14 protein-coding genes are annotated in these 16,695 nt (G+C 28.1%); 3 read left to right on the forward strand and 11 right to left on the reverse strand.

Annotated features, from left to right (window positions below):
• The first annotated feature begins 152 nt into the window (after positions 1 to 152).
• Positions 153 to 377 (forward strand): hypothetical protein, encoded by a 225-nt coding sequence (locus BR69_RS19955; RefSeq protein ID WP_034849361.1) that lies wholly within the window; start codon positions 153 to 155, stop codon positions 375 to 377.
• Between the two features lie 566 nt (positions 378 to 943).
• Entirely contained in the window at positions 944 to 3,523 is a 2,580-nt protein-coding gene (locus tag BR69_RS19960) for a Xaa-Pro dipeptidyl-peptidase (RefSeq protein ID WP_051623495.1), read from the forward strand.
• Between the two features lie 198 nt (positions 3,524 to 3,721).
• Here BR69_RS19960 and BR69_RS0104845 read toward each other — a convergent pair whose 3' ends face one another.
• The 11 genes from BR69_RS0104845 to BR69_RS0104895 all read right to left on the reverse strand — a co-directional run bounded on the left by BR69_RS0104845 (position 3,722) and on the right by BR69_RS0104895 (position 15,775).
• The gene (locus BR69_RS0104845; RefSeq protein ID WP_027632175.1) at positions 3,722 to 5,455 is read right to left on the reverse strand and encodes a methyl-accepting chemotaxis protein; all 1,734 of its coding nucleotides are present in this window, start codon (positions 5,453 to 5,455) and stop codon (positions 3,722 to 3,724) included.
• Between the two features lie 675 nt (positions 5,456 to 6,130).
• The gene (locus tag BR69_RS0104850) at positions 6,131 to 7,486 is read right to left on the reverse strand and encodes a Na+/H+ antiporter NhaC family protein (RefSeq protein WP_027632176.1); all 1,356 of its coding nucleotides are present in this window, start codon (positions 7,484 to 7,486) and stop codon (positions 6,131 to 6,133) included.
• 23 nt (positions 7,487 to 7,509) lie between these two features.
• Entirely contained in the window at positions 7,510 to 8,580 is a 1,071-nt protein-coding gene (locus tag BR69_RS0104855) for a uroporphyrinogen decarboxylase family protein (RefSeq protein ID WP_150112246.1), read from the reverse strand.
• A gap of 386 nt (positions 8,581 to 8,966) precedes the next feature.
• Positions 8,967 to 9,740, reverse strand: a complete 774-nt coding sequence (locus BR69_RS0104860; protein WP_027632178.1) for a GNAT family N-acetyltransferase — start codon at positions 9,738 to 9,740, stop codon at positions 8,967 to 8,969.
• A complete protein-coding gene (locus BR69_RS0104865; protein ID WP_051623496.1) occupies positions 9,740 to 10,351 on the reverse strand; it encodes a DNA-3-methyladenine glycosylase I in 612 nt (203 codons plus the stop codon). The genes BR69_RS0104860 and BR69_RS0104865 overlap by 1 nt, the downstream gene beginning before the upstream one ends.
• A gap of 267 nt (positions 10,352 to 10,618) precedes the next feature.
• Positions 10,619 to 10,993, reverse strand: a complete 375-nt coding sequence (locus tag BR69_RS0104870; protein ID WP_027632180.1) for a phage holin family protein — start codon at positions 10,991 to 10,993, stop codon at positions 10,619 to 10,621.
• A 289-nt stretch (positions 10,994 to 11,282) separates the two neighbouring features.
• Positions 11,283 to 11,849: a non-canonical purine NTP pyrophosphatase gene (locus BR69_RS0104875; protein ID WP_027632181.1), complete on the reverse strand. Its 567-nt coding sequence runs from the start codon at positions 11,847 to 11,849 to the stop codon at positions 11,283 to 11,285.
• Between the two features lie 53 nt (positions 11,850 to 11,902).
• Complete coding sequence (locus BR69_RS0104880) at positions 11,903 to 12,898, reverse strand: phosphotransferase enzyme family protein (protein WP_084315276.1); 996 nt, start codon at positions 12,896 to 12,898, stop codon at positions 11,903 to 11,905.
• Between the two features lie 113 nt (positions 12,899 to 13,011).
• On the reverse strand, positions 13,012 to 13,788 hold the full coding sequence (locus tag BR69_RS0104885) for a GNAT family N-acetyltransferase (RefSeq protein ID WP_027632183.1): 777 nt from the start codon (positions 13,786 to 13,788) through the stop codon (positions 13,012 to 13,014).
• 376 nt (positions 13,789 to 14,164) lie between these two features.
• Positions 14,165 to 14,749: an ATP-dependent Clp protease proteolytic subunit gene (locus BR69_RS0104890; protein ID WP_027632184.1), complete on the reverse strand. Its 585-nt coding sequence runs from the start codon at positions 14,747 to 14,749 to the stop codon at positions 14,165 to 14,167.
• A gap of 675 nt (positions 14,750 to 15,424) precedes the next feature.
• Positions 15,425 to 15,775, reverse strand: a complete 351-nt coding sequence (locus tag BR69_RS0104895) for a YxeA family protein (protein ID WP_034849362.1) — start codon at positions 15,773 to 15,775, stop codon at positions 15,425 to 15,427.
• A 271-nt stretch (positions 15,776 to 16,046) separates the two neighbouring features.
• Between BR69_RS0104895 and BR69_RS0104900 the strand changes: the two genes are divergently transcribed.
• Positions 16,047 to 16,400, forward strand: coding sequence for a hypothetical protein (locus BR69_RS0104900; protein ID WP_027632186.1), 354 nt, complete (start codon positions 16,047 to 16,049; stop codon positions 16,398 to 16,400).
• Positions 16,401 to 16,695 lie beyond the last annotated feature (295 nt).

The raw sequence follows: 16,695 nt of genomic DNA on the forward strand, positions 1-16,695 counted from the left end.
AATTGTATAAATTTTATATCTATATTTTAATTGTTTAATTTTAATATAAAACTAATAAATTCATAGTTTATTTTTGTTATATTGTTAATTTACTAATCATATAATTTATATATCTGGCTAGATAATCTAATAATATTTAGGAGGAAAGATAAATGGAAAATTCTAAAAGATCTTCATTCTTAAGAAAAATATCTATTTTCTTATTTTCAGCAGCTATGTTCTCTATATTAGGTGCATTTGGTGGTAGTCTTAAGCAGGCTTCTGCTAGACCTTCATGCAGTTGTCCAAATCCTGATATAGAAGTTGTTTATCATGAACCTGGATTTACAAGATATCACTGTAATAATTGTGGTTGGTGGTACGACTATAAAAGATAATCTACTTAAATAATCAAGAACTCGGTTTAAATTAACCGGGTTCTTTTGAGTATAAAACTATTTTTACTATATAAATAATCTTTAGTCTAGCTTTTCTCATTTTCTTCTCTAATTATCAAACTTATATTTTTAGAAGTATTCTCCTAGTTTTTCCCTTAATATATCTAATTATATTTTATGATTCTCAATACACTTCTTATTAAAATCCCTTCTCCTTATCCCTATAAGTTGCTTTATCTCTTTTTAATTAACTTAAATATTAGTCTGTAAAATAATCTAATTAATCTAAATTTTATATATCCCCCTTTATTTTTTCTATAATTCATGTTTCTTATATAATATTTTACAAATTTAGACCAATATCTCATATAAGTCTATATTTTTATGATATAATTAAATATTGAATAGGTACATTATTTTACCAAAGGGAAGGATGTGGCTATATCAAAAAATTCATATTGGATTCTAAAGAAGTTTATGTGGATGTACCTAAAAACAAGACAAAATTTAAAAGGCTAAAAACCTATTAAAAAGGGAGCCTGACACTTATTAGAGGGGGATGAATTATGAAAAAGATTATATCTATTCTCTTAACTTTGACACTTATATTTTCATTAACTCCAGTTGCATATGCATCAGAAAATGTTAAGTCATCAGCTAAGGGTATTAGTAAAGAGATGGCAGCTATGAATAACCTTGATTTAATTCAAGGGGATGAAAATGGACTGACATCTAAGTATGCAAATAAAAAACCTACTAGAATTGAAGTTGCAACTGCGCTTTTAAAATTAAATGGACTTTATGAGAAAGCAAAATCCTTTAATGGAAAAGAAAACTTCTCAGATTATAAATCAGTAAGTTCTATAGAAAATAGGAATATACTTGCATATATAAAAGCTAATCCTAAATCTTGCTTACTAGAACCTAATAAGGATAAATTTAAACCTAATAGTGATGTAAATGAGGAGGAGTTTTATAAAATTGCTCTTCAACTATTAGGATATAAATATGGAAGTGATTTCTCAGATAAAAATATAATAAAATTTTCAAAGTCTGTTGGACTTAATCCATCAGGAAAAAATAAATTCACAAATGATAATTTTGCCAAGGCACTTAATGATTGTTTAAAAGCAAAAACCAAGAGTGGTCGTGAATATTTTGAGGTATTATTAGAATCTGGCTTTATGATGGATTTTAATAAAAATAAAGATGTACCAGAAATACTTGTTTTTGATGGAAAACCTCAACCTATATTTAACCATAATGATGCTATTTATGAAAAGGTTTATGTAGAATCACCTCAAGACACAGATCTTGATGAAAAACGTGACTTACTTGAGGTATGGATAAAGCGTCCTATTGAAACTGAAAAGGGTATGAAGGTTCCAGCTATATATGAGGTGAGTCCTTATCGCCCTGGAACAAACGATGATCTGTACATTACCCATAACGTAGATAAAGACATAACTGTAAGTCCACAAAGTAATACAACTTATGAGGATATAAAATATGTTCCTGAAGAAAAAATAATTCCTGGCCCTAGAAAAATTTCTGGTAAAGCCGATAACGGAAAGGTTGAACCTTTTGAATTTGGTGGATGGTATAACTATTTCTTGCCACGTGGATATGCAGTAGTATTTTCTGGGGGTATAGGAACCTTAGGATCTGACGGTATAACAAGCACTGGTTCTGTGGATGAAACAATATCCACTGTTGCTGTAATAGATTGGTTAAATGGAAGAACTAAGGCATTTACAAACAAAAGAGATAATATTGAAGTATCTGCAGACTGGTGCACAGGAAATGTAGGGATGTCTGGACGTTCATATCTAGGTACCTTATCTATAGCTGCTGCAACAGCAGGAGTGGAAGGATTAAAGACAATAGTTCCTGAAGCTGCAATAAGTAATTGGTATGATTATTACAGATCAAATGGTGTAACTGCTCCAGCTTTAGGTTGGCAGGGAGATGATGCAGATCTACTAGCAACATACTGTATGAGTAGAATGATGGATCCTAGAGATTATTCTAAAGTAAAAGAAATATTTGAGAAAAACATTAATCAAATGAAAATTGATCAGGATCGTGATACAGGCGATTATAATAAATTTTGGGATGAGCGTAATTATTTAAATAATGCTGACAAAATAAAAGCAAGTGTGTTTATTGTTCATGGGCTTAATGACTGGAACGTAAAAACTAAACAATTTGATATGCTATGGAAAGAACTTGAAAAACATAATGTACCACGTAAAATCATATTACATCAAGGAGAACACATAAGTATTAATAACCTAGCTGGGATAGATTATAATGATATAATGAGTAGGTGGTTTGCTTACTGGCTTTATGATATCCAAAATAATGTAATGAAAGAAGTTCCTACAGCTACTATACAAAATAATACAAATCTTAAGTGGGAAACTTTTAACAGCTGGCCTGTGAAAGGATCAAATACTAAACTTTATCTTAATAATGATGGCACAAGTGGTAAATTGAAATTTACTCCAGAAGAAAAAGATTTAAAAGAAACTTTTACTGATGATTTATCATTATCACAGTTTAATAGGGAGAATCCTGATCTTAAAAAGTGGCTTGATACAATAGTTAAAAATCCCGAGGCAAAAAGACCTGATCGTTTAGCCTATGTAAGTGAAACAGTGAGTGAAGATACAAGAATAAGCGGAACTGTAAATGTTTCAATAAAGGCTTCTATAGATAAGCCTTCCGCAAATATAAGCGCAATGCTTGTAGATTACGGCTCTGAATATAGGCCTACAATAGAAACAGAAGTAGTTCTTCCTAAAGGAATAATATACGGTGGCAATGCAGGGTCAGATGATATAGTAAACTTTGTTACAGATACTAATAAAACAGATTATAAGGTTATCTCTCGTGGTTGGATGGATGCTCAAAACCGTAACACTAATTACCGAGTTGATACTATAACACCTGGACAAGAATATACATTTAATTTGGACATGCAGCCAATGGATTATACTGTTAAAAAAGGTCATAAGATAGGCTTGATAATATTATCTACAGATGCTGAAAACACTATTAGACCACTAAAGTCTACAAACTTTACCTTTAATACCAGTGAAAGCTTTGTGGAAATTCCTATAGTAAATGGATTCAAAAAATAGTAGGTTAGTAACTATCTATATTATATATATACTACTATTATTAATAGGAGCTTTAGCTTATTTAGCTATAGCTCCTATTTTATAATTTCTTAAATATAAGAAAAGTCTGTGCATATTTCTTTATATATTGTTATATTATATCTAAAGAAAATATACACAGACCTTTATAAAAATTCTAAAAGCTAATGTATTTTTATATTATATTTTAAACTTAGAAATACTATGATTTAACTCCTCTGCTTCCCTACTTAAAAATTCAGACATTGATTTAAATTCCTCTGCTGAAGCCATTTGTTCTTCTGTTACTGCAGCTAAGTTCATAGCATTGGAATCTACTATTTTAGATACCTTATCAATTTCATTCATATTTTCATTTATATTTCCAATATTTGATACTATCTCTCCTGCTGAAGTTTTAATCTCAACTATTTTGCTTTCTATTTCTGCGTTAGAAGTTTTTATTAATTCAAAGGTATCACTTACATTATCAGTATATTTTTTACCTTCCTTTGTCATATTTACACTTACAGAAATAGCATCTAAAACATTCTTTGTTTGATCATTCATAAACCCAATAATATCTACTACTTCACTAGCTGCTGCATTTGATTCCACAGCAAGCTTCCTTACCTCATCTGCTACAACAGCAAACCCTTTTCCATCCTCCCCTGCTCTCGCAGCTTCAATTGCTGCATTTAGGGCAAGAAGGTTAGTTTGATCTGCTATACTTGATATTGTTGTAAGTATTCCTTGGATTTTACTAATGCTTTGTGCTAAGTCTGTAATTACTGAATTTACATTATTAATACTACCTTCAATATTATTGATTTGATTTTTAGTATTCTTAATTACTACAGTTCCATTGTTGGTATTTTCTAAGGTCTTATATGCAATTTTATTAGTATCATTAATTTGAGTAAAAATATTTTGAATATCCGAATCAAGTCTACTTAAAACATCCTTTATAGTTTGAGTTTTTATAGCCTGTTCAGTTGATATTGAAGAAATTTCATTTGTAGATATAGTTAAGTGTTCAGATGCACTGGAAGAGTCTGATGAACTCTCTAATATTCCCTGAGATGCTTCAGTAACTTTTGTAGAGGATAGCTTAATCTTGTCTATCATATCTCTTAAAGAATCACAGGTTTTACTTAAAGCTATATTTACATTACCTATTTCATCTTTTCTTGAGGTATCAATAGGTACAGTTAAATCTCCTTCTGCAATAGTGTTTATTGATTTTACTAATTCCCCCATTGGCCTAAACATTAACTTTAAAGCAATATAGTTTATAAGTATAGACATTGCTATTAAAGCAATAGTAACTAAAATTATCAGCTTATTTAATTCACCTATTTTTTCTGAAAGTTCAGTTCCTTGATAATCATACTCAACTATCCCCACCACTTTATTAGAGGAATTTAATATAGGTACAAATGCAGATATATAATACTTTTTAAAAGTTTCAACATAGTAAGCTTTGCTTATGTGGGGCTTTCCTGTCTCAAATGCCATCTTAGCCTCTTCTGCAAAGTCTGACTTTTTCTGCTTATATCCTATTTCTACATCCGCATCACTTCCATCAATTACATAAGTATAGCTATCTGAATCATCTGATACAATAGTATATAACATACCGTTTCCTATGCTTTTATTTAGGGCTTGTAGCTTTTCTCTTGTATCAATATAAAATTTATCATCTGCATTTAAAGATTTTGAAAGACTCTCAAACTTATCCCCATCAATTAGCATTGTAGAAGACTTTGCAATATTTAACGCCTCTCCCTGTAATAAATTCACAGTATGAGAATATATATTATTATAAAATATATAACCCATAGAAAAACTTGCTAAAATCATTATGAATGATGTTATTAATATAATTTTAGACTTTAGAGATAAAGAAATACTTGATATTTTTTTAGTTTTCAAAACGATTCCACCCCTTCATAAATACGGTCTATAATCTTGAAATGATTTAGGGTATTTTAAATAAATATACTTAATAAAACATATTATATTATCGATAATATATAAAGAAAAGTTTTATAGTCTATTTTAAATTTAATAAAACTCTCCTCATAAAAGATCATTATAAAAATGATTCTTATCCCCCATTAGATATTATACATTTTAATCCCTTATTTTATTTAATATTACAAGATTCACCATATAGATTATAATTTAACATATAACCCCTTAATTGTCAATATATTATGTCATTTTTTTGTATTTAATACGGTATAATGTCATTTTATAACAATAAAACCTATATTATATTCAATACATATTTAATATATCTTGAATTTTTATGATTACATTATCTTATCTCATCTTACTTTTCTTATATATTTCCTTCAAAATTATCTTTTAAACTTATCTTTTCTTTTTATCTTAATGATATTAAACTTTTAATAAATTCATATGTAAAAATCCCTTCTTATCTAAAATATATGTATTATTATGTAACCACTAATAATCATAAATCTCTCTTCTTAATCTACATTATATATGGTTAATTAACTTATGACTCTCACTTGTTTTTAAAACTAAAAAAGCACTGGTACATCTACCAGTGCAAAATAGTGCTAATCATATTTAAATATTTTATGAAGCTATATCTCTTTTAAAATCCCAAGGATTCTTTATCAAATATCTATTTCCAAAGGGAGTAAACATTGATACTATAGCAAAAACAGCTAACAACATAGAATACCAAACATACGGTACTATTTCCACTGGACTTACTAATCCACTTGTGAAACTTCCTGCTATTAATAGTTGTGCTCCATAAGGTATTAAACTTTGCATTACACAAGAAAATGTATCTAAAAGAGATGCGGTTCTTCTTGGGTCTACTTCATATTCTTTAGATATTTCTTTTGCTAGTTCACTATTAACAATTATTGAAACTGTATTATTAGCAGTGGCTGCATCTGTAAGAGCTACTAATGTGCTTATTCCTAACTCAGCAGATTTTTTCCCCTTTATCTTTCTCTTTATTTTATATAATAGCCAATCTAGCCCACCAGCACTTGATACCATAGCAGCTAGTCCACCAGTTAGCAAAGATAATAGGAAAATATCAAACATCCCTGTAAATCCTGAGTATATTTCTTTAGATAATCCAAGCAATGAAAAACTATTGTAGTAAAGTCCAATAGATCCTGATATAAGAATTCCTCCTGTTAGTACTACTAACACATTCATTCCTGATAATGCAGCAACTAAAACAAAGATATATGGAACTATCTTAATTATATTAAAAGCATATTCTTGAACCTCTGGTGTACTTACAGGTCTTCCAAATATAAATAATAGTACTATGGTAACTAAGGCAGCTGGCATTGCAAATCCAATATTAGCTTTAAACTTATCTTTCATAGATACTCCTTGAGTTTTTGTAGCAGCTATGGTTGTATCTGATATTATAGATAAGTTATCTCCAAACATAGCACCACCTACTAATGCTCCTAAAACTAATGGCATATTCAGTCCAGCTTTTTCAACTAACTCAACAGCTATAGGTGCTACGGCTACAACAGTACCAACTGAAGTTCCTGTTGAAGTTGATATAAAAGAAGCTACTACAAATATTCCAACAGTAATAAAGCTAGGAGGTATTAAAGTAAGTCCTAAGTTTACTGTGGATTCAACTCCCCCCATAGTTTTAGAAACCACTGAAAAAGCTCCTGCAAGTAAGTATATAATACACATAGTAATTATATTTTCATCCCCACAGCCTTTAAGAAATATACTAAACTTATCATCTAAAGAGCCTTTAGTTATAATAAAAGCAAATATTATTCCTATGATTGCAGCTATAGGAGCAGGAAATTGGTAGAATGCCATTTCAACTCCATTAGCTTGTAATATAATTCCTGAAAATAAATATACAAATATAAAAATAAGGAAAGGCAGTAAAGCCAGTCCATTTCCTTTTTTCTCATTTGAGTCTCTCATTTTTATATCCTCCTTGTTTCTTATTATTCTTCACTCAATAAATTTAAATCTATTGGATACTTTCCGTAGGTTTTAGCAGCTTCCATAAACATCTCAACCTTCTCAATTGGAGTATTCATTGGAATCTGACATCCTGTACTTAAAATATAGCCTTTCTTAGAATCATAGCCTTTTCTAATACATTCTTTTACTGATTTAAAAATATCCTCTTTACTTCCTTTATAAATCACATCAACTGGTGGTACATTTCCAGTAATTACAACTCTATCCCCCATAAGTTTCTTAGCTTCTTCTATATCTTCCACATTATCTATGCTAAAATTAGAAATTCCTGTTCCCACAACATCTTCCCAAATTTCCTTACTCTTTCCGCATATATGTATACCTGGAGCACTACCTGTCTTTTCTTTTATTTTATTAACATTCTTTTGAAGATAAGGCAAAGAAAATTCCCTAAATTGTTTTGGGCTTACAAGACTGCTAGATGAAACCGGATCAGCAAAACCTATAGATAGTCCTAACTTAGCTACTTCTTCTATATACTTATTATTAGATTCTGCTACTATTTCCATTAGTATATGAATCTTTTCAGGACATTTAATTATCCATTTTAATAGGTTTTCTGTTCCTACTAAGGATGCAGCCACACTAAAAGGACCAGACATAGCAGCACCTACATCAACCTCTTTTATAAGTGCATCTCTAGTAAGACGTAGAGCCTCTATTAATATTGGTAGCTTCCCATCCTTTAATGGATCCACTACCTTAAGACTTTCTATTTCATTTACAGATTTAATAGCTGGTTCAAGTAGATAGGATATATTATAATCTGGATATGCAACCTTTGCCCCCATAGCTTCTGCTACCCCTCTAAGACTGGTTGAAATTCCTACACTATCATGCCTAAGCTTTTTAAACAAAGCTATTTCAAGTCTTGCCATAAGTTCTGATGAATGATAATATTCCCTGGCTGTTACCCCTAGAAAAGGCACCATGGTAACTCCCATATCAGGAATACAAATTACCCGATCAATTTCTTCCCCTTTAGCAAAAGCATCCATTCTTTCTCTTGGGGTCATTTCTTCATTTCTCAATTAAAACACTTCCTTCCCAATATAAAAACATGAATAATTTATATTTTAATTAATATATAAGACCCAAAATGATTATATACAATATAATCTAATAAGTATAATAGAATTCCCCTATAGAGGAAGTTCTTTTAATTCAAATATTTAATAATTAAAATTTTATTATAATAAACTAATAAGTTTCTCAATAAAAAATACATAATTTCTCAAATATCTATTCATTTTAAATTAAAATTTATTTAATATCTGTAAGTCGTAATAATTTTTCAAATAAAAAAGAGAGTTAAAACTCTCTTTTTTATTTATCTTAAATTTAATTGCTATACTTTACTATTAAAAATTTACATCTTAAATATTTACTATAGATATATACCTAGAATATTTAAAAGTTATTTTTTATAGTGAACATAGTAAGTATCGTAAGCTTCTTCTAAAACATATCCAAGCTTTTCAGCTAAGTTTAAAGAACTAGTATTAGCTGCATCCCAACTAGGATATATTCTTCTATTAAGACATTCTAAAATTAATGCAGATGCTACTATAGTTGCCAATCCTTTTCTTCTATATTTATAATCCGTATCTATTTCAATCTCAATTCCATTATCATATATGCTATAGGATGATGCTCCACATACAACTTGTCCATTATGCAAAATACAAAAACCTAATCCTCTATTTAGGTAATCCTCTATGGAATCAAACTGTCCTGTAAAATCCTCTGAAAGTTTTTGCAATGATGGTTCTTTTGCCAAAGATTCATCTATTTTTTTAAGTTCATAGCCATATGGTAATTCTAATAAAAACTTCTTTATATGATTATAATCTAAATGCTCTGGATTTTTTTTAAAGGCATATCGTTTAAACTTTTCTATATAACCTTTATGGGTTTCTTCTATTTTTTCTTTCCATTCTTTAGTTTTAACAATAATTAGACTATGTTCCGGAATATTATATAATAATTCTTCCACTATTTTTGAGTTGGGATTTCCAGCATAAAATACAAAATCGCCTACTATAATTTGTGCTACTGTAGGCTCTTTAGAATCATCAACCCAAGCGTCTCCCATATAACCTTGAAGACATGATAAAATCATGGTGTCATTCATATTTTCAAACATAGAAAATAACTTTTTCTTTAAATTAATATCAGCCCTATAAATCATTAAAGCTCCTCCTCTCCTTTATCATACAAAAAACAAGTGGTGATATGATCATTTATCATTCCTGATGATTGCATAAAAGAATAAACACTAGTACTTCCCACAAACTTAAATCCTAGTTTTTTTAAATCTTTACTTATTATATTTGATAATTCTGTTTTTGACGGAACTTCTGATATATCCTTCCAATGATTTATTATAGGAGTATAATTTACATATCTCCAAAAAAACTCATCTAGTGTTCCATACTGCTCTTTAACTTTATAATATGCTTTAGCATTATCTATCACTGCTTTTATTTTAAGCCTATTTCTAATAACTCCTGTGTTTTGTAATAACTCTTCTATTTTATTTTCATCATAATTTATAATAATTGATGGATCAAATCCATGAAATGCCTCTCTTAAAGTTTCTCTTTTGGATAATATAGTAGACCAACTTAAACCGGATTGCTTTCCTTCTAGTATAAGCATCTCAAACAGCTTTATATCATCATGAACAGGTCTTCCCCATTCCTCATCATGATACTTTCTCTCAAGAGAACTATTATTTGCCCATTGGCACCTTAGTAATTTATCATTCTGAGCCAAATTAGTACCATTCCCTTCTACCATTTAATAAAACTCATCTTATATATGTTATAAACGCTTTCATTGAATTTTAAATTAATCTTATTATATATAACTTTTATATATAACTCAATTCCTATATTTATAATATCCAAAAATAAAAAGAGCTTTTACAAGCTCTTTCTACTTAAAGTAAATATAATAACTATGTATTCATAAACTTTAAATCTAAATTTCTAGGTATACTTCTTTAAAACTATACCCAATAATTAAGACTAACTTCAAAATAATAGTGTTTGATAAAATGTAAAACTACATTACTCTTCCTGGGAATACTGCATCTATAATTCCAATAACTAATGCAGCTAATAAAGCTCCTAGTATTGATACACTCATATGTGGAACGAAAAATTGTGTTAAATATATTATTACAGCAGCAATAACAAATCCTTTTATTCCTTTTCCTAAAGGAGATGCATCCACTCCCATAAATGATTCAACTAAATAATCTAATCCTGTTATTATAAGTGAAGCTAATAAGAATGACCACATTCCATTAATGCTAAATCCAGGAGTGAAGAAGGATGTTACACCTAAAACTACTGCAAATAATATTAATCTTACTATCCATCCCATTAAACTGCTGTTATTTGAATATTTTTTTTCGTCCTCTCTATTATGTGCCATAAAAATTCCTCCTTATAAGTTTTATTATTACATCCATAGTATGCTCATATAATTTAAAAAATATGATAATAAAATTAGATATTTTATTATTTTTTTATATATTTTCTTAGGATTTCCACCATAAAGAATAGTTTTCTTATTAATATTCTTTAAATTTCTTCATACATATACTATTTTTATATAATAAATTAAACTCTATATTTTAAAATCATTTTATCTAAAAGGAGGAAAAGTAGCTTACTATAATTCAAAAGGAATAAGTAAAAAAATCAAATACATAAAATCTTTCTTAGCAAATATGGAAACTTTTCTCAAGCCATTCTCTAAATTTAATTAAATTACTATTTTTACTCCAAAAACTTATCGCTTCATCATAGCTAAGCTCTGCTATAGTGCAATCTAATGATTCTGGTATTACTAATCTATCTATTATAGAACCACATTCACATTTAACCTCTTTTGTGATTATACCATTAATTTCATTTTTAAAAATTTTAATATCTCCACTTTTTGAACAATAAACTAAACAATCTTTTACTACTATACTTCTATCCTCTTTATTTTCTAGTAACTTCAGTATATCTTCTATAGTTAACCATTTATTTATATATTTTATATATGGTCCTGGAAACCCATTCAAACTATTAATATAAAACCCAGCATCAGTTACCATAACATCACTATTTAAATTATCTCTTGCCCATTTAGCTGAATATTTAGCAATCTCTTTAACATGAAAACTTTGTATTTCTGGTGTATCTAAATTCTTCTGTACCAAGTTTATTTTACTTTTACTAAATACACTATTAGCAATATCAAATTTCATCCTATTTCCTGTAACATAATTTATTTGCAAAATATCCTCTCCTTAATCAAATTCAGTAGGAATTATCACAAGAATTTAAAATATCACATATTTATAAAGCTACTGACTATAGGAGTTTTTTCTTCAATTCTTAATTTACTTTGGGATGTATAATTTTTCGTCCATTGATTCATATTAGAAAAATCAATATCCCGGAACATTCCTATGTACACAATAAGTTCCCTAACCCTTAAAAAAAGAGGTATTTGTTTTATCCAATATTCATCTATATAATTCTCTTTATAGTAGCCTTTCATAAAACTCTCCATAAAAGAATATGCTTGTTTTTCCCTATCATTTATACTATCATCTAAAAATACATAAATAATATAAAATAATTGTATAGCTATATCTTCCACAAACCAACTATATTGACACTCATCAAAGTCAAAAATATTAATTTCTTTATCACTTACTAAAAAATTACCCACATTAATGTCTCCATGGATAAGTCCAAAAGAATTTGAATCTTTAGTAAGATTACTAAGTCTGTTTACTATATCATAATAAGACTCATATATTTTATTATTATGCTTAGGAATATACTTTTCTATATTTCTCAAATAATAATTATCCTTCCATTCATGTCTTTGAGTCTCTTTAGATGAAGGTTTATATCTCTTAGATAGGGAATGTATTTTACCTGTGATTCTTCCACACTTTTCAAACAATTCATTATTATTAAGACATTCAGGATATCCAATCTTATTTCCCATGGCTTTTTCAAAAGAAGTAATAATAAAATAGGAATCATCTACATTAATCCTCTCTGTTAGCCTATCATATATAGAGTAAATGGGTTTTGACGCTGATATTCCATTGTTTGATAAATATAAAATCCACTGAAGCTCACCTATAACCTCTTTATCTTTTCTATGAGAACTATGAGTTATTCTTAAAATATACTCCTTACTTTCTTTTTTATATTGGTAAATATAATTTTGATAATTCCCAAGTAACTCTAAGGTAGAAGTATCCACTCCAAATCTACTAGCAGTTTCTTTTAAAATTTCTATATTAAATAAATCTTTTATTTTCATATCCAATTTCTTCACCTTCTTATACCAATAGTTATAATTTACTTTAATCAATTACTAGTATAGTTCTAGTGTATTTCCAGCAGTCTATTATAATAATATCAATTAATATATTTCTAAGTCTTATTAAAATATGCAAAATATTCTTTATTAAATGTATATCCTAGTTTTTTTGCTAGTGCTAAAGAAGCTAAATTAGAAGCATCCCATTTAGGATAAATCCCTCTATCTAAACATTCTAAGATTACCTTTGAAGCACAAGCAGTAGCTAATCCTTTTCCCCTATACTTCTCTTTAGTTTCAATACTAATGTCAATAGCACCTTCACAATAACTATAGGAAGATGCTCCACTAATTATCTCTTCCTCTTTCATAACTACATATCCCACTCCATGTTGTAAATATTTCTCCTTAGATAAAAAGTTAGAACAAAAATCTGCAGTCCAATACTCTTCTAAAGATTTATAGTACAACCCTTCATCTATTCTTATAATATTAAATTCTTTCTCTACTTCTAATATATATTTATTAAGTTTATTTCTATGGAACACATGTGGTTCCCATTTTGTAGAATAACGTTTATACGCCTTCAGCTGTCCATTAAAAATCTTTTCATTAATCTTGTACCAAATAGGATTATTAAAAATAATTAGTTTCCCCTTACTGTGTTCTAATAATATATTTTTAATATTAACTTCTTCCTCTATCTCTAGTTTTCTTATTAGTATACAAAAATCTGCTATCACTAGTATTGCCATAGTAGGATTCACTTTTTTATTAACCCAAGCTTGTCCAGTAATAACCCCTTGGATATATCCATGAATATCAACGTTACCTTCTGGCAAATCTAGATGGTATAGGATATGTAAATCATCTTTTAGCAATTTAATCATTATTCTCCCCCATAAGTAGAACTTTAATTTCTATAGATTTTATATTTAGAGTAGTTTGTTATATGATGGAAATCTATGAAATGTACATATAGAATTTATACATATAACTATTTAATCTATTAAAAACATATTTATCTCTTGTAACTAAAGGAAATCATGCAATCTTTTCTTTTTAAAATATATATTTACTCTCTTTAACATAATGTAAACCATAGAGTTTATATATTTTCTTTAAACCCCATAATTATTATAATAGTTATGCTAGTTAAAAACTTTTAGAGTATTTATTGATTTTTAAATTATAAATACTTATAGTTTAAAAAGTAAAACTAAGTCTATTAGCATCTTTAAGATTTAACTAGCACCATAACTTAGGTTATATATTAGTTAATTCATCATATTTTGAAATAACCTTATTTACTATTCCATAATCAATTGCTTCATAAGCATTTAACCAATAATTTCTATCTGTATCCTTGTCTATCTTTTCTAAAGATTGACCAGTTGCCTTGCTAATCATAGTATTAATTCTTCTGCGCATCCTTAATATTTCTTCTGCCTCAATTCCAATATCTGTAGCCTGACCACTAAACCCACCTAATGGCTGGTGTATCAGATATCTTGTGTTTGGTAAAGAGTAACGATCTTCTTTGTCAGCTGCAAGGTAAATTGTAATACCAGCACTTGCAACCCATCCAGTACCAATTACTATAACACGTGGTTTAATAAATTTAATCATATCATGAATTGTATCTCCAGCTTCAACATGACCACCTTGGCTATTGATAAATAACTTTATGGGCTCATCTCCCATTTCCTGAAGTATTAGAAGCTGATTAGTTATCTTTTCAGCTAAGGCTTGATTAATTTCTCCAGAAATAACTATGGACCTAGATTTTAATAACTTTTCTAAAACTAAGGTTGAAGTCTCTTTTTCTTGTTTTTGTTCTTGATCACTCATTTTATCATTCTCCTATCCTTTGATATATAAAATATCATAATACTATAAATTGCTAACTATTCTTTTTAAATAATTATAACATAATAATCCATAAATTGTTAATTAAAACTTGAATTTTCCAATTCACTATAGAATAATAGTATAGGAGTGATTAACGGTGATAATAAAATACTACATACATTATATCTATAAAATTTGATGATATATAAACTTTAACTATAATAAAATAACTCGCAAATAAATAGTATTTTGACCTTGTGATAAGCTTAAATAATAAAATAGACAAGTTGGTGATATAATTTTAGCAGTCACTTAGGGATATTTTCACTTCCTATATACAGGACTTGATTTTTGAAATGGAATTTCATGTATACTATTTTCTGTATTAAGCGAAATAATTTATTTAAATATGAAAAGAAATTTCTTCCACACATATATTTTTATAGCAATAGAATATCTATTATAAACTATATTCAATTTCCAATTTTTTATGAATTTAACAATTACATGTTACTTTACTATTAGATACATTTATCTCCCTGTCCATAACATTTTAAAATAAAAATACACTCTTATACTAGAACCTAGAAGAGATTCAGTATAAGAGTGTATTATAAAATATAACCATAAAATTATGGATTATATATTTTAGTTTATTAAATTACAATATCTATATTATTCTTTAATATCAAGCTTTTCTTTTGCTTTTTGTGGAATATCTTTAGTCTCTACTTCCTCCCATCCCATTACATCATCATTTGCTTTTAACTTAACACGTAGATATGCATCTTTACGTAATCTTCTATTCTCACTTAATTTAACTTCTTTAGAATCTCCACTTTTATTGTATCCAGTTAAATTATAATCATAAGTAACCTTTGACCCACTTTTATTCTCAACAGCATCTGATATTTGAACATAACAAGTTGATGTATTCAAACTATTATATAAGTCACTTCCATTACATCCTCCTAGAACTATGGTAAAAGTAATGGCAATAAATAATAATGATAAATATTTCTTCATATATATTCCTTCTTTCTTAAATATTATTTTTTTATAATCCCTTTCTTTATTAACTTAATTATAAAAAATATTTAATATTAAATACATTTCATTACCTTACGTTTTAATATAAGTCGTATTACATTTTTGTAAGGTATATAGAAACTACTCTTAAGCTCTAATACTTTTCTTATGTATAACACCTTATTATAAAAATATATAATAATCCGGCTCACACTTTTCCATTTATTTCATATTTTAATATTATAGTTAACTCATTGGAGGTATATAAATGTATTATACAAATAATAATCTAAATGAACCATATAATCCAATTAACCCAATGGAAGAAAATAAAAGACAAGAAGGTTATTCTATGGATGGATTAAATTTTACTCCTTATATGTATGATTATTCAATGCCACAAATGGATCAAGTTATGTATGATTCTCAAATGATGTCAAATTATAACATTAATCCTTTTATGAGTGATGAAAGAGCCCCTATTAGAATGCCAAATTATAGGCCTCAGATGGGAGGACATGGTGGTTTTCATGGAAATCCACACTTTTTCCATCCGGTCTTCTTCCATCCATTCTTTTTTCACCCAAGATTCCGTCCATGGCCATGGTGGTTTTTTATTTAATTGAATCATTGAAACATAAAAAATGGAGCTGTCGCACTAAATAATTAGTGCATAGCTCCTTTTTTTAAAAAAAATAAATCTCAAACCCATAAGTTTGAAATTTATAGTGAAATATCATTATACATCAAGGAATATTTTTCAAAAAAATTTTTATACAACTAATCACAAGTTTTAGGAAAATCAAGCAACGCCTCGACAGATACTGAAGATTGGACTCTATTTTTACATAAATTATAGCTATTCGTCACGTTCAATAGAAATTACGTGTCGCCGTAATATTAACTTCATGTATATT

The sequence above is a fragment of the Clostridium hydrogeniformans DSM 21757 genome, from assembly GCF_000686705.1.
Classification (GTDB): domain Bacteria; phylum Bacillota; class Clostridia; order Clostridiales; family Clostridiaceae; genus Clostridium_Z; species Clostridium_Z hydrogeniformans.

What these genes read in the sequence shown, in the direction of transcription:
- BR69_RS0104890 (WP_027632184.1), bottom strand. Translation starts at nt 14,749, where the DNA reads ATGAGTGATCAAGAACAAAAACAAGAAAAAGAGACTTCAACCTTAGTT.
- BR69_RS0104885 (WP_027632183.1), bottom strand. Translation starts at nt 13,788, where the DNA reads ATGATTAAATTGCTAAAAGATGATTTACATATCCTATACCATCTAGAT.
- BR69_RS0104850 (WP_027632176.1), bottom strand. Translation starts at nt 7,486, where the DNA reads ATGAGAGACTCAAATGAGAAAAAAGGAAATGGACTGGCTTTACTGCCT.
- BR69_RS0104895 (WP_034849362.1), bottom strand. Translation starts at nt 15,775, where the DNA reads ATGAAGAAATATTTATCATTATTATTTATTGCCATTACTTTTACCATA.
- BR69_RS0104880 (WP_084315276.1), bottom strand. Translation starts at nt 12,898, where the DNA reads ATGAAAATAAAAGATTTATTTAATATAGAAATTTTAAAAGAAACTGCT.
- BR69_RS0104865 (WP_051623496.1), bottom strand. Translation starts at nt 10,351, where the DNA reads ATGGTAGAAGGGAATGGTACTAATTTGGCTCAGAATGATAAATTACTA.
- BR69_RS0104860 (WP_027632178.1), bottom strand. Translation starts at nt 9,740, where the DNA reads ATGATTTATAGGGCTGATATTAATTTAAAGAAAAAGTTATTTTCTATG.
- BR69_RS0104870 (WP_027632180.1), bottom strand. Translation starts at nt 10,993, where the DNA reads ATGGCACATAATAGAGAGGACGAAAAAAAATATTCAAATAACAGCAGT.
- BR69_RS19955 (WP_034849361.1), top strand. Translation starts at nt 153, where the DNA reads ATGGAAAATTCTAAAAGATCTTCATTCTTAAGAAAAATATCTATTTTC.
- BR69_RS0104900 (WP_027632186.1), top strand. Translation starts at nt 16,047, where the DNA reads ATGTATTATACAAATAATAATCTAAATGAACCATATAATCCAATTAAC.
- BR69_RS19960 (WP_051623495.1), top strand. Translation starts at nt 944, where the DNA reads ATGAAAAAGATTATATCTATTCTCTTAACTTTGACACTTATATTTTCA.